The organism is Rhodococcus kronopolitis (assembly GCF_042654025.1).
GTDB lineage: Bacteria > Actinomycetota > Actinomycetes > Mycobacteriales > Mycobacteriaceae > Rhodococcus_G > Rhodococcus_G kronopolitis.
In genome coordinates, this window is sequence record NZ_JBHSFO010000014.1 from 175,414 (window position 1) to 195,552 (window position 20,139).

The window sequence follows — 20,139 nt, forward strand, 5'->3', positions numbered from 1 at the left end:
GTCAGGGAATGAGGAGCCGTGAGTCCTTCTGGCCCCCAGAGGGACCAAGAGGAGTCACGGGCGGCGGAGCCGCCTGCAGCAGCGGGAGGACCTCCTCGCCGATGCGGTACGCCTCCTCGAGGTGCGGATTTCCGGCGAGGATGAACGCGTCGACACCGAGCTCGCGCAGCTCGTCGAGGCGCTGCGCGACCTGCTCGTAGCTGCCGACCAGGCCGAACGCGGGGCCGCCGCGGATCAGGCTGAACCCGCACCACACGTTCGGCTGGACCTCGAGGTCCCGGTAGCCGGTGATGTTCTCCGGCACCCAGCCCTTGATGCGGGCGGCGCCGACCGAGTCGCCCTGCGCGGCCCTGTTCGCCGCGTCGCGGTCCACGAAGGCCCAGCCCTTCTCGATCTCGGCCCAGGCCGCCTCCTCGGTGTGCCGGGCGACGACGTCGATGCGGACCGCGAACTTCGGTGTCCGACCGAGCTTCTCGGCGTGCGCGCGGACGCCGTCGAACTTCGCACGCAGGTCCGCGAACGGCTCGAGCCAGGACAGGTAGTAGTCCGAGTGCCGCCCGGCGGCGCCCACCGCGGCCGCCGACGACCCGGAGAAGTACACCTCCGGGAACGGCTGACCGGCCAGGCCGGGTGGCAGCGCGGCGCCGTCGGTCGCGTAGAACCGGCCCTGATGGTGGTACGGGTCGCCGTCCCAGACGCCGCGCAGCACGTCGAGGAACTCGCTGGTGCGGGCGTACCGGTCGTCGTGGTCGACCTTGTCGCCCCACCACAGCTGCGCCGGTCCCCCGCCGCCGCTGATGATGTTGTAGACCAGCCGGCCGCCGGTGGCCCGCTGCAGGCTCGCCGACATCCGCGCCGCCTGGACCGGATGCAGGAACCCCGGCTGGAAGGCGACCATGAACTTGTAGGTGGTGGTCTCGCGGGCCAGCGCCGACGCCACCGCCCACGGGTCCTCGGTGACCGGGAACGACGGCAGCAGCCCGCCGAGGAACCCCGCCGACTCGGACGCCTTGGCCACGGCGGCGATGTGGTCGATGTACCCGTAGCCGTCCAGTTCGCCGCCGCGGATGGCGGGCGCGATGTTGCCCGGGCCGTAGCCGTTCGCGTGGCCACGGTTGTAGCGGCGCGGGGTGCGCAGCGACGCGTGGTCGCCCTCCATCCCGATCCGCCAGTAGAAGTCGGTGCTCATGCGGTGGCCTCCTGTCCTGCGATGGTGCGTCCGGCCGGGTCCACCAGGTGCAGCAGGTGCTCGCCGGCGCGGTGCAGTTCCTCGATGTGCGGGCGCCCGGTGAGGACGAAGCTGTCGATGCCGGCCTCGACGTACTCCGAGAGCCGTTGCGCCACCTGCTCGTAGCTGCCGACCAGTCCGATCGGCTCGTCGTAGCCCAGCTCGGTGAACCCGGCCCAGCGTCCGTCGCCGAGGTCGAGCTCATGGGCGACGGGACTGTCGGGATGGACCTCGCGCCACTGCCGCTCGACCCGCGCCCAGGCCTCGTCCTCGCTCTCACGGGCGATGACCGGCAGCTCCAGCCCGGCCCGCACGGTGCGCCCCCGCGCGGCGGCCCGCTCGGCCAGCGCGGCGACCAGGTCGCCGAGACCGTCGACTGTCTCGGTGAACAGGTGCACGTCGCCGTGGCTCGCCGACAGGTCCAACGCCTCGTCCGAGGAACCGGACAGGTACACCGTCGGGAACGGCAGTCCGGACAGGATCCCGCGGAACCCACCGTCGACGACGTCGAAGTACTCGCCGGTGAAGTGGAAGTCGGTGCCCGCGAATCCGGCACCGGCGAGCGGAGACTCGTTCCACACGCCGCGGGCCACCGCGAGGAACTCAGCGGCGCGGGCGTACCGGTCGGCGCCGGTGACCCGGTCACCTCGGGCCCGTGCGTCGGCCTCGTCGGTCTCCACCTGGATCCGCCAGGCCAGCCGGCCGGCGGACAGGCGCTGCAGCGTCGCGGACACCTTGGCCGCGTAGACCGGGGTGCCGAACGCCGGATGGAACTCGACGACCACCCGGGCGTGCCGGGTGTCGCGCAGGGCCCCGCCGCCGACGATCCACGACTCCTCCCCCAGCGGGTCGTAGGGCGCGAGCACCCCGTCGAGGCCGGAGAGCTCCGCGGCCAGCACGATCTGGCCGAGGTCGTCGAAGGGCCCGAAGTTGCCGGGGCGCAGGTCCGTTGCCACGGTGGGTACCTGCGGTCCGCCGAAGCCGCCGCGGTTGCGAGTGCCGGGCGCCGCGTGCCTGCCGTCGCCGCGGGAGGGCAGTTGCCAGAGGAACTCGGTCATGATGCCGCCTTTCCGGAGTCCAGCAGTTCGCGGGCCCGCTCGAGCGGCTCGCGGGCCACCCAGGACTCGAGGTCGAAGTCCGCGGGCAGGAAGCCGTGCGTGTAGAGGAACTGCTTCTGGATGTCGATCAGCTCGACCCGCTCGTCGGACAGCGACGGGTGCAGGTCAAGGTGGAAGCCGTCCCGGTAGGCGGCCGCGACCCCCTCGGGGCCGGCGAGGGTTTCGCGGGCGAGGACCTCGCGGACCCGGTCGAGGTTGCCGGCCGCCCAGTCCGCGGCGCGCAGGCTCTGCGCCAGGAACCCGACCACCAGCTCGGGCCGGGACTCGAGCAGGTCGGCGTGCACGGTGATCGGCCGCGGGGTGCCGTTGTTCACACGCAGGCGCTTCGCGTCGGTGGCGTCGAGGTCCACCGCGACCCGCAGGCCGTGCTCGCGGGCCACCTCCTGGGCTCGGGCGCCCTTGACGTAGATCGCGTCCACGTCGCCGCGCAGCAGCTCGTCGACACCCCACGTGGTGGTGCGGCGCTCGGACTGAACACTGTTGCGCACCTGGGGGTTCCGCTCGACGTCGACCTCTACGGTCGTCACGTCGGCAAGCGTCAGTCCGCCGAGGCGCAGCGCGTTGGCGAAGCCGTGCAGGGCCATGGCCCGCGGGAAGCTTCGCGCCTGGTCCTGCGCCCAGGCCGGGACGCCGATCCGCAGCCCGGCCAGGTCGGACGGACCCGCGACCGCGGACTCGGGGCCGACGAGGATGGCCTGCGACTCGTCGATCCAGGTGAGCCCGATCAGCCGGGTGGGTGAGCCCTGGGCGCGGGCGGCGATCGCGGGGACGTTGCCGCCCTCGCGAACCAGCCCGAGCAGCTGGTGGTCGAAGTGGCGGACAGCCAGCTCGGGGCCGGCGTCCTGCAGCACGCCCAGGCGCACTCCCGAGTCGGCGGCGGTGTCGGCGAGCCAGCCGAGGCTGTGTGCGAGTCCGCTCGCGGTGGGTACGGGGCAACGGGTGTACCAGAGGGTGTCGAGTGAGGTGTCGGCTACTGCGGTCATCACGTGCTCCTTAGGTGGTTTCGGCGGAGGCGGCGCGGCCGACTCCGAGTTCGGCGAGAAATGCCGCGCGGTAGCGCAGCGACTCGGGATCGGTGCGGTCACGGGGTCGGGCCAGGTCGATGTCCACGTCGACGGCGAAGCGGCCCTCGTTGAGGATCAGCACCCGGTCGGCCAGGCGCACGGCCTCGTCGACGTCGTGGGTGACCAGCAGCACCGCGGGCCGGTGCCGGGCCACCAGGTCGCCGACCAGGTCCTGCATCTGCAGCCGGGTCAGGGCGTCGAGCGCGGCGAACGGCTCGTCGAGCAGCAGCAGTTCCGGCTCCCGGACCAGCGCCCTGGCCAACGCGACCCGCTGGGCCTCGCCGCCGGAGAGGGTGGCCGGCCACTGCCTGGCCTTGGTCTCGAGATTCACCTCGGCCAGCGCCCGCACAGCGCGGGCCCGGTTCGCCGCGGTTCGCCGCTGGCCGACGGTGACGTTGGCCAGCACCCGCTTGGACGGGATCAGCCGCGGTTCCTGGTAGACCGTGGTGCGCTGCCCAGGGACCAGAATCCGTCCGGCGTCCGGCCTTTCGAGCCCGGTGAGCAGCCGAAGCAGGGTGGTCTTGCCGGTGCCGCTCGGCCCGAGCAGCACCACGAACTCCCCCCGGTGAATCTCGAGGTCGACGCCGTCGAGGACGATCTTGTCGCCGAAGGCCTTGCGGACCCCGCGCAGGGAGACGGCGACGGGCTCGCCGGCCCGGCGGGCGCTGGCCGCGGTCGCGGTGCGCTCGCGGATCGCCAACGGCGGCAAGGGTGTGTCGGTGCTCATCGGACCGCCACCTGACCGCGCCACGGCATAGCGAACTTCTCGACGACCCGGACGACGGCGTCGAAGACCAGCCCGAGCACCGCGTAGAGCACCACGCACAGCACCATGTAGTCGGTGCGGTTGTACTCCTGCGCCAGCGTCACCAGGTAGCCGATGCCCTCGCGGGTGCCGACCTGCTCGGCGGCGATGAGACCGGTGATGGAGATGGACAGGCAGATCCGCAGCGCCATCAGCACTCCCGGCAGCGCTGCAGGCAGGATCGCGCCGACCACCAGCCGCCAGCCGCGCAGCCCGAAACTCTGGGCGGCCTCGACCATCTTGCGGTCCACGTTGCGGACCCCGAGGTAGGTGTAGGCGTACATCGGGCCGACGGTGGCGACCGCGATGAGCAGCACCTTGAAGGTCTCGTCGATGCCGAACCAGGCGATGAACAGCGGCACCAGCGCGAGGAACGGGATGGCCCTGTTGATCTGCATGGTGGAGTCGATGAGTTCCTCACCGAGGCTGGACAGCCCGGCCAGCACACCGAGCACCAGCCCGATCACCACGCCGAACAGCACACCGACCGCGGCACGCTTGAACGACGCGATCGAGAAGTCCACCAGTTGCCCGGTCCGGTACAGCTCGGCGAAGGCGGACCACACCTTCGGGGGTCCGGCCAGGATCTCCTCCGGCACGGCGCCGGTAGCCGAGCCGATCCACCAGACGGCGACGATCAGCGCCGGGACCAGGAAGCGCAGCGGGATCGACACCCAGCGCGGCCGGCTGCGACCGGCCCGGTAGCGCGGCTCCTCCAGCTCGAGTTGGCCGCCGCGACCCGCGGCGGTGGTCCCGCCCGTCACGCGGGGCGCGGTCAGGGTCGCCATGTCAGTTCCCCTTGGTGGGAGCGGACTGGTTCTGCGCGGACGGGTTCTGGGCGGACCCGGCGAGCTTGTCCTGCAACGGGTAGAAGACGTCGTTCGCGGTGAGCGCGCGAGTGGTCACCCCGTTCTGGAAGAACAGGTCCGCCACCTCCTGCAGGTCCGCCGCGTCGTCCGCGGTCGGGTAGTGCGGCACCGACGCCCGGCGCCCGAGGTCGACCGCCCGGGCCAGCCGGTCCCCGGACAGCGCCCGCGGGCCCGCCTTCTCGAAGACGTTCTGGTAGTCCTCGGGGTTGCTACGCTGCGCCTCGGTGAGGGTCTGCAGCGTCTCCAGGTACTTGGCCGCGACATCGGGGCGCTCGTCGAGCACCGCGGTGCGGAAGGCGACGATCGTGTTGTCCTTGGAGTCGATGGATGCCTCGGTCGCGATCTCGACGACGCCGTCGCGGGCCTTGGCCTCCTGGTACGGGTCGTTGAACGAGGCCCACGCGTCGACCTGGCCGGTGGAGAAGGCCGATGCCGCGTCCGACGGCTGCAGCGGCACCCGCTCGACCTGGTCGAACGGAATGTTGGCCCGGCGCAACGCCTTGAGGGTGATGTACTCGCCCTTGCCCGCCGGGTTGACGGCGATGCGCTTGCCGACGAGGTCCTTGACCTCCTTCACCCCCGAACCCGGTGAGGCGATGATGCCGCTCTGGTCCTGGTCGACCGGATCGGCCACCGCGATGATCCGCACGGCCACGTCCTTGGAGAGCGCGCCGACCACCGGGCTGTAGGCGCCGCCGGAGACGTCGAGCTGGCCCGCGTTGAAGAGCTTGAGGTTGGCGCTGAACGCAGGCGGCGCCTTGACCCACTCCACCTCGGCGCCGAGCGGGGCCAACGCCTTGTCGAAGGTGCCGTCGCGCTTGCCGACCGCGAGCGGGCCGGCGTTGCCGGGGTCGGTGACCTTGAGGACGAAGGTCGGCTCGGCGCCGGGCGTGGCCGTCGCGGCGGCGTCGTCGCTGCCCGAACCGCACGCGGCAACCAGCGCGACGACGGGGAGGATCGCGAGCGCGGCGCGCGCTCGGGGCAGTCGGCGGGTGCGGGACATGTACGGGGCTCCTGTTCGAAGGCGTGTCGTTCAGTGCCCCAAAACTAGGATCCGCGGTTTCCCCTGGCTAGCTATAGCTTTCCGCTGGTTGGAAGGGTTGACAGATCGGTCGGGGACGCCCCCGCCGCCGAACCCCGCCGGAAAACTGACACACGTTCTAGCATGCAGGGATGAGCCTCCTCATCGCGGACGACAAGCGTGTCCGGACCCTGACCCTCGACCGGCCCGACGCGCTCAATGCCTTCGACGAGGCCCTCTACGACGCCACCGCCGAGGCGCTGCTCGACGCCGCCGCCGACCCCGACGTGGCGGTGGTGCTGCTGACCGGCAACGGCCGGGCCTTCACCGCAGGCACCGACCTACGTGAGATGCAATCGCGCACCACCGATCCGGACTTCAAACCCGGCAAGCACGGCTTTCGCGGACTGCTCGATGCCCTGGTGGCGTTCCCCAAGCCGCTGATCTGCGCGGTCAACGGCATCGGACTGGGCCTCGGCGCGACCGTCCTCGGGTTCGCCGACCTGGCGTTCATGTCGAGCGACGCGCGCCTCAAGTGCCCGTTCACCGGGCTGGGCGTGGCCCCCGAGGCCGCGTCGAGCTACCTCCTGCCCGCCCTGATCGGCAGGCAGAACGCGGCGTGGGTGCTGATGTCCTCGGAGTGGATCGACGCGGCTCAGGCCAAGGAGATGGGCCTGGTCTGGCGGGTCTGCGAGCCCGAGGACCTGCTGCCGGAGGCCCGCAGGCACGCCGAAGTGCTGGCGGCCAAGCCGATTTCGAGTCTGATCGCGGTCAAGCGGACGATGACCGCGCCGCTGCGGGCGGAGATCGACGCGGCTCGCGAACGGGAGAACGAGTGCTTCCGCGAACTCATGGGCGGGCCCGCCAACCGCGAGGCCCTCACCGCGTTCGCCGAGGGCCGGGCGCCGGACTTCACGGGGCTGCCCGCCGGCTGGTGAAGGACCTGGCCGGCCGACAGGCCCCGTCCTCGGCGGCCTCGTCCGGGCCTGACCGACCGCGACCTCACCGGTCGACGGGCGCGCCCAGCACCTTCCCCGCGGACGGCCAGAACGGCAGTCCGGCAAAGAATGTCGCCCCTGCCGCGATCACCGCGACCGCGGCGTCGACGCTGGTGCGGCCCTCCTTGGCCCAGTACACGTCCTCGAGGTCGAGCAGCAGCGCCAGCTCGTCGACGATCAGCGCGCCGCCCGAGCCGTAGGCCATCGCCACCGCCGGGTGCCGTCGGTCCTTCTCCGAGCCGCGCGTGGCCACCGCGCCGACCGCGCCGAGCAGCGCGATGCCGATGTTGTAGTGGTGGAAGTGCCGTCCGCCCAGGCTGATTCCGCCGCCGGCCGGGCCGTGTCCGGCGCGGATCCAGTGCGTCAGCACCCGGACCGACCCGAACGTCACGGTGAAGGCAGCCCAGGAGATGACCGCCGACTGCTCACTGGGGTCGAGCCGGTGATGCCATTCGTGGCGCAGCCGGTCCCACCGGGTCTTCCGGACGCCGTTCTCGCTCGGGACGTCGGCATCGGGCGCGACGCCGGGCAGGCCGCGGTGATCGGTCATGGCACTCCCTTGGTTCGGGACGACCATCCGACCGTACGACTACCCCCGCAGGTACGCCAGCACCGCGAGCACCCGGCGGTGCCCGCTGTCGGCCGCGGACAGGCCGAGCTTGGCGAAGATGTTGCCGATGTGCTTGCTCACCGCGGTCTCGCTGACCACCAGCCTTGTCGCGATGGTGGTGTTGTCCAGGCCCTCCGCCATCAGTCCGAGCACCTCGGTCTCACGCGGGGTGAGCGAGCGGATCGGGTCGTCGGCGCGGCGCCGGCTCATCAGCTGCGAGATCACCTCGGGGTCCATCACGGTGCCCCCGGCCGCCACGCGCCGCAGGGCGTCGACGAACTCGGCGACCTTGCCGACCCGTTCCTTGAGCAGGTAGCCCAGGCCGTGGGCGCCGTCCGCGAGCAGCCCGCCCGCGTACCGGTCCTCGACGTACGCGGAGAGCACCAGCACCGGGAATCCCGGTCGGCGCCGCCGCGCCTCCGCCGCCGCCTGCAGCCCCTCGTTGGTGAACGTCGGCGGCATCCGCACGTCCAGCACCGCGGCGTCCACGGAGTCCAGCACCTCGAGGAAGCCGTCCGCGTTGTCCACCGCCGCAACGACATCGAATCCCTCACTGCGCAACAGCAGGGCCAGGCCCTCCCGCAGCAGCGCGTCGTCCTCCGCGATCACGATCCGCACGGCAACTCCACTCTCAGCGTCGTCGGCCCACCGTCGGGGCTCACCAGTTCCACGTTTCCCTCGAAAGCCTCTGCCCGACGCCGGATCCCGGCCAGGCCGCCACCCGCACGTGCGGTGGCGCCGCCGCGCCCGTCGTCGGCGACCACGATCCGCAGCACCTCGCCGGACGGTCCGACGTCGGTCGTCGCGGTGAGGGTGACCCGGCCCGCCCCACTGTGCTTGGCGACGTTCGTCAGCCCCTCCGCCGCCACGAAGTACGCGGCCGACTCCACCGCCGCGGGTGCCCGGCGCAGGCCGTCGACGTCGAGGGTGCACGGCACCGGGCACCGGCCGGCCAGCGCCGACAACGCGCCGTCGAGACCGAGCTCGTCGAGGATCGGCGGGTAGATGTCGTGGACCAGGGTGCGCAACCCGGCGAGCGCGTCGGTGGCGGCGTCCTGCGCCCGGCGCAGTTGCGGCAGCGCCTGCTCCGGGTTCGTCGTCAGGGACCGCTCCGCGATGCCGAGCATCATCACCACCCCCACCAGCTTGTTCTGTGCGCCGTCGTGCAGGTCCCGCTCGATCCGCCGCAGCTCCGCGGCGTGCGCGTCGAGGGCCGCGGCGCGGCTCGCGGTCAGCGCGCTCACCCGCTGCGCCAGCTGCGACTCCCGGGTCGGGGCCAGCAGTCGCCGGGTCACCGCGCACATCCCGCGCGCCATCGCCGGCACCAGCCACAGGGCGAGAACGGCGTACCCGATCCCGATCAACGGCATCGCCGCCGCGCCCCACCAGGAGGTCACCGGGTACAGGTTGCTCACCGGTTCGTCCGCCGGCATCGCCTGCCAGTACGCGGGGATGAGCAGGGAGTTCAGCGCGCCCGCCGGGAGTGCGACGGCGAGCAGCGCCGCGACGGGCGCGACCAGCGCGTGCACGCCAACCCAGCCCGCGTCCCGGAGCGTCGACGGCGCGGTGACCAGTCGTCGCAGGTCCTCGAACGTCGGGGCTGCCGGGATCGGCGGGTACCGCTCGCCGACCGGTTCACCGGTGAACCGTCCCGTCCGGCGCCGCGCCAGCGTGGTCCACCCGCGCAGCACCCGCACTGCCGCAGGCGCCACCAGCCAGCCCGGGCCGAGCAGCAGGAACGGCGTCAGGACCAGTCCGACGACCAGCAACACCATCGACGCCACCCCGGCGACGCCCTCGACCACCAGATAGGCGAGCGCACGCCCCCACTGCCGCAGTCGTGCGCTCGTCGTCATGAACCCAGCATGCCGCACCCGCCGGGCCGTGTCGGTACAGCCAGCTACACCATCTTTCCGGTAGTCCGCCGGATCGAAACCCGCCCACGCCCTCAATAGCGTTGGTACCCATGACGACACATGCCATGCAGACCGCCGCTGCGCCTCCGGCGCCCGGCTCGCCGCCGGCCGCCATCCGGCTCGACGGCGTCACCAAGACGTACGGCACCGGCAGCGGCGCCGTCACCGCGTTGCGCGGGGTCAGCCTCGCCCTGCCCCACGGCACCTTCACCGCGGTCATGGGTCCGTCCGGCTCCGGCAAGAGCACCTTCCTGCACTGCGCGGCCGGCCTCGACCAGCCGAGCACCGGGTCGGTGCGGCTCGGCGACACCGACATCTCCCGGATGAAGCCGAAGGCGCTGACCGTGTTCCGGCGCGATCACGTCGGCTTCGTCTTCCAGGCCTACAACCTGCTGCCCGCGCTGTCGGTGGAGCAGAACATCACCCTGCCGCTGCTCCTCGCCGGCCGGAAGGCCGACCACGGCTGGCTCGACTTCGTGATCGGCGCCGTCGGCCTGACCGACTTCCGCGGGCGACGCCCCTCGGAACTGTCCGGCGGCCAGCAGCAGCGAGTGGCCATCGCCCGCGCCCTGGTGACCCGGCCCGACGCCGTGTTCGCCGACGAGCCGACCGGCGCGCTGGACTCCCGGACCGGCCGCCAGGTGCTGGAACTGTTGGGCCGCACCGCCCGCGAGCTCGACCAGTCCGTGGTGATGGTGACCCACGACCCGGTCGCCGCGTCCCACGCGGACCGGGTGCTCTTCCTCGCCGACGGCGCCTTCGTCGGTCACCTCGACCGTCCGAGCGCGCAGCAGGTCGCCGACCACATGACCCGGCTCGGGGAGTGGTGACCGTGCGGAGGTCGTCGGTGACGACGCTGGCCGGTGCCAACATCCGGCGCCATCGCGGCGGGTTCGCCGGCATGTTCGTCGCGGTGTTCTTCGCGGCCCTGCTGGTGACCGGGCTGGGGGTGCTGATCGAGTCCGGGGTCCGCGGCGGCATCGAGCCGCAGCGGTACGCGGGCGCCGACGTCGTCGTCGGCGGCCGACAGAGCCTCGACGTCAAGGAGGAGGTCGACCAGCCGTTCGCGGAACGGGCTCCGCTGGCGGCCGGCACGGCCGCGGACCTGGCCGCCCTCCCCGGCGTGGCGTGGGCCGTTGCCGACGTCACGGTCCCGCTGACCTGGTCCGGCCGGCCCGTCGAGGCACACGGCTGGGGCTCGGCGGCGTTGACGCCCTACGAGATTCGTGAAGGCCGGGCCCCGGACGGCCCGCACGAGGTGGTCGTCGACGACGCCCAGCCGGCTGAGATCGGCGACCGGGTCGCGTTGGCGCACGGCGGATCCGCCGCCGACTACACGGTGGTGGGCGTCGCGGCCGCGAGCGCGGGGCCGAGCCCCGACCGCGCCGCGCATGTCTTCGTGACCGACCAGCGGGCCGCCGCGCTCTCGCCGCACCCCGACCGGGTCGCGGCCGTCGGGGTGACCGGCCGCGAGGGCGTGTCTGCGGCGACCCTGGCCGACGAGATCCGGCAACGGCTGCCCGGGGCGGACGTGTACACCGGCGCGGCCCGCGGCGACGCGGAGTTCCTCGACTCCGGCGGCGCGCGAACCCAACTGGTGATGATCGGCGTCTCGTTCGCCGGCACCGCGGTGCTGATCGCCATGTTCGTGGTGGCGAGCACCCTCTCGCTGTCGATCCAGCAGCGCAGGCGGGAGTTCGCACTGCTCCGGGCGGTGGGCGCGACGCCGGGGCAGATCCACCGACTCGTCGGCCGCGAGGTGATGCTGGTCGCGAGCATCGCCGCCGCCGTGGGCGCCCTCCCCGGGTTCCTGCTCGCCGGCTGGCTGCGGGCGCGGTTCGCAGGCGCCGGGATCCTGCCTGCCGACTTCGCGCTGGCCTTCAGCCCGCTGCCGGCGCTGGCGGCGGTGCTGCTCAGCGTGGCGACCGCCCGAGTGGCCGCCGCGGTCGCGGCGCGCCGACCGGCCCGGATCAACCCGATGGACGCCCTGCAGGAAGCGTCGGCGACCCCGGCCAGGCTCGGTCGCGGACGGATGGTCACCGGCCTGGCGCTCGGCGTCGGCGGGCTCACCGTCTCGATGCTGCCCGCCGTGGTACCCGGCGAGGCGGCGGTGGCCGGCGCCGGGAGTTCGGCTGTGCTGCTGATGATCTCGGTGGCGCTGCTCGGGCCGCGGCTGGTCTCCGGCGCGATCGCCCTGCTCGGCGGCCCGCTGCGCCGCTCGGGTTCACCGTCGCTGTTCCTGGCGGCCGCGAACACCCGTGGCAACGCCCGGCGCCTCGCCTCCGCGATCACCCCGCTCGCCCTGGCGATCGCGATCGGGTCGGTGCAGATATTCGCCCAGAGCACGGTGGCGGCGGAGGCAGGCGTCCAGTCGAGGGAGGGCGTCACCGCGGATCTCCTGGTCGGCGGCGGGACCGGCGGACTGGCCTCCGACGCCGTCGACGCGATCGCCCGGACACCCGGGGTCCAGGCGGCGAATCCGGTGGCCCGCAGCCAGGCGTACTTCACCCGCCAGTCCGGCGACACGACCAGCACCCTGCCGTACGCGGTGCAGGGCGTCGACCCGGCGTCGACCGCGTCGACGATGGACCTGAGGGTGGTCAGCGGTGACATCGCGGCCCTCACAGGCCCGGACACCGTGGCGCTGAGCGCGGACGCCGCGCAATCAGCGGGGGCGCGGGTGGGCGCCGTGGTTCCGTTGCACCTCGGCGACGGCACCCCGATCGCGCCGACGCTGGTCGCCACCTACGGGCGCGGCCTCGGCTTCGGCGACGTCACGCTGCCGAACGAGACGGTCCGCGCGCACACCACCAGCGGGCTCGACGACTACGTGCTCGTCCGTACCGAACCCGGCAGGCAGACCGAGGTGGACGCGGCGCTGACCGCGGCGGGTTTCGCGACCACCGACCGGGACGAACTCGGTGCCGCCGGCGCGGCCGAGCGCGACGCACAGTCCTGGACCAACCTGATCGCACTGGCGGTGCTGCTGGCGTACCTCGCGGTCGCGGTGGTCAACACGCTGGTGATGGCGACCGCCGAACGCGGCCGCGAGTTCGCGCTGCTGCGACTGGTCGGGTCGACCCGGCGACAGGTGCGGGCCATGATGCGGGCCGAGTCGGTGATCGTGGTGGTGATCGCGTCGGTGGTGGGCTCACTGATCGCGTTGCCGCCGCTGGTGGGGGTGAGCATCGGGGTGTCGGGGCAGCCGGTGCCTGCGGTCTCTCCCGCCACCTACGCGGCGATCATCGCGGTGACCGTGCTGCTGGGGCTGGTGGCCATCGCGATCCCGACCCGGACGACGATGCGGTCCGACCCGGTCGCGGCCATCGGCTCCCGCGAGTAGGACGCCACCGCGCGCCCGCCCCGATTCCGCGGCAGCCTAGGCTCCGACCATGACCTCCTTCGACGACTCCGTCATCGCCGCCGTCACCGGCCACATGAACGGCGACCACACCGCCGACAACCTGCTCATCGTGCGCGCCTTCGGCGAGCCGTCCGCGACCGCGGCCCGGATGACGGGCCTGGACACCGAGGCAGGCGAGTGGGCGGCCGAGGTGGACGGCGCCGAGACGGCGGTGCGGGTGCCGTGGCTGGGTCCGGTCACCGACCGCGGTTCGATCCGCACCGAGGTGGTCGCGCTCTACCAGGCGGCGTGCGAGCGGCTCGGCGTGCAGCCCGACACCCACTGACGACAAAGTCGGTCGCGCGGCCGACCCGGGACCGATAGCGTCGAGTCGTGTCTCCCCCGTCCTGAAGGAACCCCGACATGACTGCGACGACGGCCACCGCCGCCCGTCGGTACAGCCCGCTGGCACTGATCAACCTGGCCACGCTGCTGTCGGCGACCGGCAACGGAATCACCATCGTCGCGTTGCCGTGGCTGGTGCTCGAGCGCACCGGACGGGCCACCGACGCGGCGATCGTCGCGGGCGCCGCCACCCTCCCGCTGCTGCTGTCGAGCCTGTTCTCCGGGACGGTGGTGGACCGGTTCGGGCGGCGGCGGACCTCCCTGGTCTCCGACTTCCTGTCCGCGGTCTCGGTGTCGCTGATCCCGCTGATGGCCGCGACGGCCGGCCTGTCGGTGCCGGTGCTCGCGGCCCTGGCCGCCCTCGGCGCGACCTTCGACCCGGCCGGCATCGCGGCCCGCGAGTCCATGCTCCCGGCCGCGACCAGGGCGGCGGGCTGGTCGCTGGACCGGTCGAACAGCCTGTACGAGGCGAACTACAACGTGGCGTACCTGATCGGCCCCGGCGTTGGCGGCGTGCTGATCGCGACCGTCGGCGCGGTCAACACCCTGTGGGTGACCGCGGCCTGCTTCCTCGCGTCGATCGTCACCATCGCGTTCCTGCGCCTCGACGGCGCCGGGAAGCCCGACCACGCCACCCGTCCGGAGTCGATGTGGACCGGCACCCTCGACGGACTGAAGTTCGTCTGGCGCAACAGGTTGCTGCGCACCCTCGCCCTGGTCGACATGGCGATCGTCGCGCTGTACATGCCGGTCGAGAGCGTGCTGTTCCCCGCCTACTTCACCGAGCTCGACCAGCCCGCCCAGCTCGGCTGGGTGCTGATGGCAATGGCCGTCGGCGGCGTGATCGGCGCGCTCGCCTACGGCGCGCTCGCCGCCCGCGTCCGGCGGCGCACGCTGATGCTGCTGGCCGTCAGCGCGCTCGGCCTGTGCATGGTCGCCATGGCGTTCCTGCCCCCGCTGTGGGTGCTGCTCACCCTGGCACTGATGGTCGGGCTGGTGTTCGGCCCCGTCGGGCCGATCGCGAACTACGCCATGCAGACCCGCAGCCCCGAGCACATGCGCGGCCGGGTGGTCGGGGTGATGACGTCGACGGCGTACGCCGCCGGGCCGCTCGGTTACCTGCTGGCCGGCCCGCTGATCGACTCCGTCGGCATCCGCACCACCTTCTTCGTCCTGGCGATCCCGGTCGTCGTGATCGCCGCCATCTGCTTCGCGCTGCCCGCGTTGCACGAGCTCGACGCCAAGGTTGTCGAATCCGAGGTTGCCCGTTCGTACCGCGAGTGAGGCGCAGGCCCGGCCCTAACCCGGGGCGTGCAGCAGGGGCAGCGCCTGCACCAGTGCGGCGAGTTCCGGCACCTCCTGCGCGTCCGCGAGCGCGCGTTCAAGCGTCGCGTCGTGAACCGGCCGGGCCTCCTCCAGCAACGCCCGGCCGGCCGGGGTGAGCTCGGTGTAGATGCCGCGGCGATCGTCCTCGCACAGGATCCGCGTCAGCAGCCCACGACCCTCCAGCCGGTTCACAAGCCGCGTGGTGGCGCTGGCACTGAGCGCGGTGGCGCGGGCCAGCTGCTGCATGCGCATGTGCCAACCGTCCTGCCGGCTCAACGCGTCCAGGACGGTGTACTCCACCACCGAGAGCTCCGCGTGCGCCTGCAGGGACCGCTCCAACTCGGACTCGATCAGTCCGTGCAGCGCGGCCAGGGTCCGCCAGCCCTGCGACCTGACCTCGACTGCGTCGTCCTTGATGCCCACCCGCTACTCCTTCCCGTGACGATCGTTACAGCTCGCCGACCAAATAGTTGCTTGCGCGGCATATCCGCTCATGCAACAATTTAGGCCGCGCCTGCAACTAGCAGCGTACGCGCACCAACTGCTCGGACGCAGTTCTCTAAGGAGTTCCCAACATGCCCATCGGCCTCATCGCCCTCGCCATCGGAGGGTTCGGCATCGGCCTGACGGAGTTTGTCATCATGGGCCTGCTGCCGGAGGTGGCCTCGGACTTCGGCGTCAGCGAGGCCACGGCCGGTTGGCTGATCTCCGGCTACGCGCTCAGCGTCGTCGTGGGCGCCCTCGCCCTGACCGCAGCCGTCACCCGCCTGCCCCGCAAACCCGTGCTCGCCGCGCTGATGGTCCTGTTCGTCGCGGGCAACGCGCTGTCGGCGCTGGCGCCCTCCTACTCCATGATGCTGCTCGGCCGCGTCGTCGCGGCGCTCTGCCACGGCGCCTTCTTCGGCATCGGCGCGGTGGTCGCCGCCGACATGGTTGCGCCGAACAAGAAGGCAGGCGCGATCGCCGTCATGTTCACCGGGCTGACCGCGGCCAACGTCCTCGGCGTGCCGTTCGGCACCCTGCTGGGGCAGGCCGCGGGCTGGCGCTCGACGTTCTGGGTGATCTCGGCGATCGGGGTGGTGGCGCTCGTCGGCATCCTCGCCCTGGTGCCGAACACCGGCCGCGGCACCGCGGGTGCCGACGGCCTGCGCGGCGAACTGCGTGCCTTCAGGTCCGGCCAGGTGTGGCTGTCGATCCTGGTCACGATCCTCGGATACGGCGGCATGTTCGGCGCGTTCACCTACATCGCCTTCACCCTCACCTCCGTCAGTGGCTTCGGCAGCGCGACCGTGCCCTGGTTGCTGATGATCTTCGGAATCGGGCTTTTCGTCGGAAACACCCTGGGCGGCAAGGCCGCCGACCGCAACGTCGACGCCACCCTGCTGGTGGTGCTGTCCGCCCTGACCGTCGTGCTGGCCGTCTTCGCCGTCACCGCTGAGAGTCCGGCGATGGCGGTCGCGTCCCTGCTGCTGATGGGCGTCTTCGGTTTCGCCACCGTGCCCGGGCTGCAGATGCGGGTGATGGCGTACGCCAGTGACGCTCCCACCCTGGCGTCCGGCGCCAACATCGGCGCCTTCAACCTCGGCAACGCCCTCGGTGCCTGGATCGGCGGGGTGACGATCACCGCCGGTCTCGGCTACACCTCGCCGATCTGGGCCGGTGCCGGCATCACCGCACTCGCCGTCGTCGTGATGGCCGTGGCCGCCGGAAAGGCACGCGGCCGCGCCGCCGTGGACCCTGCACCACGCGCCGGCGAACTCGCCGAGGCCTGACGGGACACCCCAGGCGACCGCCAAGCCAAACCCACACGTACGCATACCAATCCGATACGCATCAGAGCCCTAGGAGATCCAGTGTCCATCGTTCCCACCGTCACCCTGAACAACGGCGTCGAGATGCCGCAGATCGGTTTCGGCGTCTTCCAGGTACCCGACGACGAGACCACGGCGACCGTCGCCGCCGCCCTCGAATCCGGGTACCGCTCCGTCGACACCGCCGCCGTCTACGGCAACGAGGCGGGAACCGGGCGCGCCCTGGCCGCGTCCGGCGTGCCCCGCGAGGAGCTGTTCGTCACCTCGAAGCTGTGGAACACCGACCAGGGTTACGACGCCACCCTGGCGGGATTCGACACCAGCCTGGACCGGCTCGGCCTCGACTACCTGGACCTGTTCCTGATCCACTGGCCGGCGCCGGCCCTGGACCGGTACGTCGACACCTGGCGGGCACTGGAGCGGCTGTACACGGACGGGCGAGTACGCGCGATCGGCGTCTCCAACTTCCTGCCCGAGCAGCTCCAACGACTGCTCGACACCGCCGCCGTCGTCCCGGCCGTCAACCAGATCGAGCTCCACCCCGCCCTGCAGCAACGCGGCGCCGTCGAGTTCAACCGCGCTCACGGCATCGTCACCGAGGCCTGGAGCCCACTGGCCCAGGGAGCGGTGCTGGCCGAACCTGCCGTCGTGCGCATCGCGGAGGCACACGGACGCACCCCCGCGCAGGTCGTCCTGCGCTGGCACCTGCAGCAGGGCCGGATCGTCATCCCGAAGTCGGTGACGCCGACACGGATTCGCGAAAATCTCGACATCCTCGGCTTCTCGCTGTCCGCCACCGACCTGGCCGCCGTGGACGCCCTCGAATGCGACGGCCGGACGGGGCCGCACCCGGCCGAGTTCAACGGCTGACGAGACGCCCTCTGCGGGAGCGGAATCTACCCGTTTCGCCGGCTTCGGCCGGCGGACTTCGGGTCAGCGGCTGACGACCAGCAGGAACCCGCCGCCGCCGGGCTCGATCTTCGTCTCCAGCGTCAGCTCCGGTGCCAGCCGCGAAAGCCGGTCGAGCAACCAGTCGGAGGCGTCCTGCGCGTCCGACTTGGAGGGGCAGCGGGCCACGGCCACCCGGCCCGGCTTGCGGGTGAGCTGCTCGACCACGCCGATGATCGGCGCCGGGTCGATCACGAACAGCGAATCCGACCACGGCACCACGGGCTTGACGGCGCCCTTCTTGGTGTTGCAGGCGCGGTGCGCCAGGCGCTCCGGGCCGCCCTTGCCCTTCTTCGCGGTGTTGATGCTGTCGATGCTCGGGCCCCGCGGGTCGTTGACCGACATGTCCGGATCCACCGGCTCGTCACACAACCAGCAGCGCCACGACTCGCGTTCGCCGACCTCGTCCATCTTGCTCATGCACACGACGCTACGTCACTTCGGACGGCTGCCCGGCCACGAAGGCAGCGGTCAGTTCCCGACGCCGCGGATCGGGCCGAATCGCTTGGCGGTGTCGTGCGCCAGTGACGAGTACAGTGCCTTGTTCAACGGGGCGCCGAGTCGCAGCGCCAGACCCAACCCGGACCGCGGCGCCATCGCGAACGTCCACGTCAACCGGCTGCCGCCCGGAATCTCCGTGACCTGGTAGTCCTCCGCGAAGGAGCGGAACAACGGGACGTTCGCGGAGGTCACGTAGAACGAGTGACGCCGCGCGGCGTCGTCCCAGTGGAAGAAGTACTCGTCCATCCGCATCACCTTGGCGACCTCGACCTGCCGGACGGCGCCCGCGCCGAACGGCGACGCCCCCTGGAACTCGACATCGGTGAGCATCCGGCACCACGCCAGCGGACGCCGAGCCGTCAACTCGGCCCACAGTTCGTCGGGGCCGACGGCGACGTCGATCGGATGTCGCGACACGTGCGGCGCGGTGTCGAAGAACGAGTGGTCGACGGGTTCGAGCTCGAACCTCGGTGACATGCGGATCCTGCCTGGTCGTCGGGGTGCCGGTTACCGGCTTGGCCACCGGAGTCGCCACAAAATATCAGTAACTACGAGTAACGCACAGTTTTCCCGAGTCGACCCGGCGTCGGCGCGTCAACGGAAGGCCATCACCCGGTCCCCCCACGCCTCGCGCAGCCCCCGGTCCGGATCGCTCACCAGGGTGTCGGACTTGTCGATCAGCAGGGTGGCGCGGTCCTCCTCGCGGTAGGGCGCCCAGTGCCTGGAGGCGTCCAGCGCCGCCGGCACCCCGAACCGGGCGAAGGCCAGCCATCGCCGCTGCATCCGACCGGACACCTCCAGGGCGACCTTCCGGCCGCCGAGCCAGAACGTCGGGTCCGGGGTGAAGGCGCCGAACGTGCCGAACACGTACGGCAGTTCGGTCGCGTGAGTGGCGCCGACCCGGGCGGCGCGGAGCATCGGGGTGGCCTGGTCGAAGCGGTACACCCAGGTCGGTGAGTGCCTGCTGTGCGCATCCGCGATCCACAGACACGGCATCCGGAACGCCGCGTCAGTCGAGACCGCAAGCACACCACTGGTTTTCGACCAGTCCGGGTAGGCCGAGACGATGTCGGCCACCCGGATCGCGGGCAGGCTCGGATGGTCCGCGGCGATCGCGGTGAACATCTGGTTCACCGCGTCCGAGGTCACCGGCATGATCGGTGACCGGGACAGCCGGAACAGCGACGCCTCGTCCTTGTTGGTGCCGATGATCAGCGGGATTCGGTGCGCGAATCCCTTCCGGAAGGCCGAGACCGGGTACCGCGGCACCAGGTCCCCGTCGACCACCGGCGCCATCGCCAGGGTGCCCGGGACCGAGGTCGAGACCGAGCTGAGCAGCTTGTCCCCCGCCGCGATCAGCTCCTCGACCGGCAACTCGAAGAGCCGGTCGGCGTCCGCGGCGTCCACCCCGACCAGTTCCAGGTACCGGGCCGCGACGCCCGCCGCCCGCTCGGCGCCGTAGACGGAGGTGGCGGGCGAACTCTGCGCGATAGCCCGGTGGAACAGGCCCTCGGCCCGCGGCGAGGTCATCAGCGTGGTGACCGAACCGGCCCCCGAGGACTCCCCGAACAGCGTCACGTTCCCGGGGTCCCCACCGAACGCGGCGATGCAGTCCCGCACCCACTCGAGCGCCACCACCTGGTCGCGCAGGCCCACGTTGGTCTCGAAGCGGCGGTCGCCGTCGGAGAAGGAGGACAGGTCGAGGAAGCCGAGCACCCCGAGCCGGTAGTTGAGCGTGACCACCACCAGGTCGCCGAGTTCGGCGAGCCGACGGCCGTCGTAGAGCGCCTGCGACGACGACCCGACGCAGTAGGCGCCGCCGTGGATCCACACCATCACCGGACGCGGCGTGCCGTCCGGCCGGGGCGCCCACACGTTTACCGACAGGCAGTCCTCGTCGGCGCCGATACCGGCTTCCATCGGTACCTGGATCGCCGTGGCCTGCGGCGCGGTGGGCCCGAAGTCGCGGCAGTCCCGCTCGCCGTCCCACGGGTCCGGCGCCAACGCCTCCCGGAACCGCCGCTGCGGCCCGGCAGTCGCGTACGGAATCCCCTTCCACGTGAACACCGCCCCGTCGGCGTACCCACGGACGTCGCCGTCCCGGGTCGCCACGGTCAGGCTCTGCGGTGCGCTCCCCTGCGCCTCGGTCGTGATCGCATCCTGCTCGGTCCGCACA

The 20,139-nt window shown here is 71.9% G+C and carries 20 protein-coding genes; 7 read left to right on the forward strand and 13 right to left on the reverse strand.

The window, feature by feature from the left end; genetic code table 11:
- Position 1: 1 nt before the first annotated feature.
- The 6 genes from ACFO6S_RS19430 to ACFO6S_RS19455 are packed head-to-tail and all read right to left on the reverse strand — an operon-like array spanning position 2 to position 6,087.
- Positions 2–1,189 carry an LLM class flavin-dependent oxidoreductase gene (locus tag ACFO6S_RS19430; RefSeq protein WP_378419615.1) on the reverse strand — a complete coding sequence of 396 codons (1,188 nt, stop codon included), beginning with the start codon at positions 1,187–1,189 and terminating at the stop codon, positions 2–4.
- Positions 1,186–2,286 (reverse strand): LLM class flavin-dependent oxidoreductase, encoded by a 1,101-nt coding sequence (locus tag ACFO6S_RS19435; RefSeq protein WP_378419616.1) that lies wholly within the window; start codon positions 2,284–2,286, stop codon positions 1,186–1,188. The genes ACFO6S_RS19430 and ACFO6S_RS19435 overlap by 4 nt, the downstream gene beginning before the upstream one ends.
- Entirely contained in the window at positions 2,283–3,329 is a 1,047-nt protein-coding gene (locus ACFO6S_RS19440) for an ABC transporter substrate-binding protein (protein ID WP_378419617.1), read from the reverse strand. Before ACFO6S_RS19440 ends, ACFO6S_RS19435 begins: the two co-directional genes overlap by 4 nt.
- A gap of 10 nt (positions 3,330–3,339) precedes the next feature.
- Entirely contained in the window at positions 3,340–4,137 is a 798-nt protein-coding gene (locus tag ACFO6S_RS19445) for an ABC transporter ATP-binding protein (protein ID WP_378419618.1), read from the reverse strand.
- Entirely contained in the window at positions 4,134–5,003 is an 870-nt protein-coding gene (locus ACFO6S_RS19450) for an ABC transporter permease (RefSeq protein ID WP_378419619.1), read from the reverse strand. Before ACFO6S_RS19450 ends, ACFO6S_RS19445 begins: the two co-directional genes overlap by 4 nt.
- A gap of 1 nt (position 5,004) precedes the next feature.
- On the reverse strand, positions 5,005–6,087 hold the full coding sequence (locus tag ACFO6S_RS19455; RefSeq protein WP_378419620.1) for an NrtA/SsuA/CpmA family ABC transporter substrate-binding protein: 1,083 nt from the start codon (positions 6,085–6,087) through the stop codon (positions 5,005–5,007).
- A 170-nt stretch (positions 6,088–6,257) separates the two neighbouring features.
- Between ACFO6S_RS19455 and ACFO6S_RS19460 the strand changes: the two genes are divergently transcribed.
- Positions 6,258–7,043, forward strand: a complete 786-nt coding sequence (locus ACFO6S_RS19460; protein ID WP_378419621.1) for an enoyl-CoA hydratase/isomerase family protein — start codon at positions 6,258–6,260, stop codon at positions 7,041–7,043.
- A 64-nt stretch (positions 7,044–7,107) separates the two neighbouring features.
- On the opposite strand, the gene ACFO6S_RS19465 is transcribed toward ACFO6S_RS19460, so the two are convergent.
- From ACFO6S_RS19465 to ACFO6S_RS19475, 3 genes are read right to left on the reverse strand one after another with little or no spacing between them, the layout of a single operon-like run.
- Positions 7,108–7,653: a hypothetical protein gene (locus tag ACFO6S_RS19465; RefSeq protein WP_378419622.1), complete on the reverse strand. Its 546-nt coding sequence runs from the start codon at positions 7,651–7,653 to the stop codon at positions 7,108–7,110.
- A 39-nt stretch (positions 7,654–7,692) separates the two neighbouring features.
- A complete protein-coding gene (locus ACFO6S_RS19470; protein WP_378419623.1) occupies positions 7,693–8,331 on the reverse strand; it encodes a LuxR C-terminal-related transcriptional regulator in 639 nt (212 codons plus the stop codon).
- Complete coding sequence (locus tag ACFO6S_RS19475; protein WP_378419624.1) at positions 8,319–9,569, reverse strand: sensor histidine kinase; 1,251 nt, start codon at positions 9,567–9,569, stop codon at positions 8,319–8,321. The genes ACFO6S_RS19470 and ACFO6S_RS19475 overlap by 13 nt, the downstream gene beginning before the upstream one ends.
- Before the next feature lie 110 nt (positions 9,570–9,679).
- Here ACFO6S_RS19475 and ACFO6S_RS19480 point away from each other — a divergent pair, with 110 nt between their 5' ends.
- The 4 genes from ACFO6S_RS19480 (at position 9,680) to ACFO6S_RS19495 (ending at position 14,661) form a co-directional block, all read left to right on the forward strand.
- Positions 9,680–10,459: an ABC transporter ATP-binding protein gene (locus ACFO6S_RS19480; RefSeq protein WP_378419625.1), complete on the forward strand. Its 780-nt coding sequence runs from the start codon at positions 9,680–9,682 to the stop codon at positions 10,457–10,459.
- Positions 10,456–12,972, forward strand: a complete 2,517-nt coding sequence (locus tag ACFO6S_RS19485; protein ID WP_378419626.1) for an ABC transporter permease — start codon at positions 10,456–10,458, stop codon at positions 12,970–12,972. Before ACFO6S_RS19480 ends, ACFO6S_RS19485 begins: the two co-directional genes overlap by 4 nt.
- A gap of 49 nt (positions 12,973–13,021) precedes the next feature.
- Positions 13,022–13,318, forward strand: coding sequence for a DUF2470 domain-containing protein (locus ACFO6S_RS19490; RefSeq protein ID WP_378419627.1), 297 nt, complete (start codon positions 13,022–13,024; stop codon positions 13,316–13,318).
- Positions 13,319–13,395: 77 nt separating this feature from the next.
- The gene (locus ACFO6S_RS19495) at positions 13,396–14,661 is read left to right on the forward strand and encodes an MFS transporter (RefSeq protein ID WP_378419628.1); all 1,266 of its coding nucleotides are present in this window, start codon (positions 13,396–13,398) and stop codon (positions 14,659–14,661) included.
- A 15-nt stretch (positions 14,662–14,676) separates the two neighbouring features.
- Here ACFO6S_RS19495 and ACFO6S_RS19500 read toward each other — a convergent pair whose 3' ends face one another.
- Positions 14,677–15,126, reverse strand: coding sequence for a MarR family winged helix-turn-helix transcriptional regulator (locus ACFO6S_RS19500; RefSeq protein ID WP_378419629.1), 450 nt, complete (start codon positions 15,124–15,126; stop codon positions 14,677–14,679).
- Positions 15,127–15,278: 152 nt separating this feature from the next.
- Here ACFO6S_RS19500 and ACFO6S_RS19505 point away from each other — a divergent pair, with 152 nt between their 5' ends.
- Entirely contained in the window at positions 15,279–16,475 is a 1,197-nt protein-coding gene (locus ACFO6S_RS19505; protein WP_378419630.1) for an MFS transporter, read from the forward strand.
- Positions 16,476–16,598: 123 nt separating this feature from the next.
- Positions 16,599–17,384 (forward strand): aldo/keto reductase, encoded by a 786-nt coding sequence (locus ACFO6S_RS19510; RefSeq protein WP_378419650.1) that lies wholly within the window; start codon positions 16,599–16,601, stop codon positions 17,382–17,384.
- A gap of 63 nt (positions 17,385–17,447) precedes the next feature.
- Here ACFO6S_RS19510 and ACFO6S_RS19515 read toward each other — a convergent pair whose 3' ends face one another.
- From ACFO6S_RS19515 to ACFO6S_RS19525, 3 genes are all read right to left on the reverse strand, one after another.
- Entirely contained in the window at positions 17,448–17,882 is a 435-nt protein-coding gene (locus ACFO6S_RS19515) for a hypothetical protein (RefSeq protein ID WP_378419631.1), read from the reverse strand.
- A gap of 51 nt (positions 17,883–17,933) precedes the next feature.
- On the reverse strand, positions 17,934–18,440 hold the full coding sequence (locus ACFO6S_RS19520; protein ID WP_378419632.1) for an SRPBCC family protein: 507 nt from the start codon (positions 18,438–18,440) through the stop codon (positions 17,934–17,936).
- A gap of 117 nt (positions 18,441–18,557) precedes the next feature.
- The gene (locus ACFO6S_RS19525; protein WP_378419633.1) at positions 18,558–20,138 is read right to left on the reverse strand and encodes a carboxylesterase/lipase family protein; all 1,581 of its coding nucleotides are present in this window, start codon (positions 20,136–20,138) and stop codon (positions 18,558–18,560) included.
- Position 20,139 lies beyond the last annotated feature (1 nt).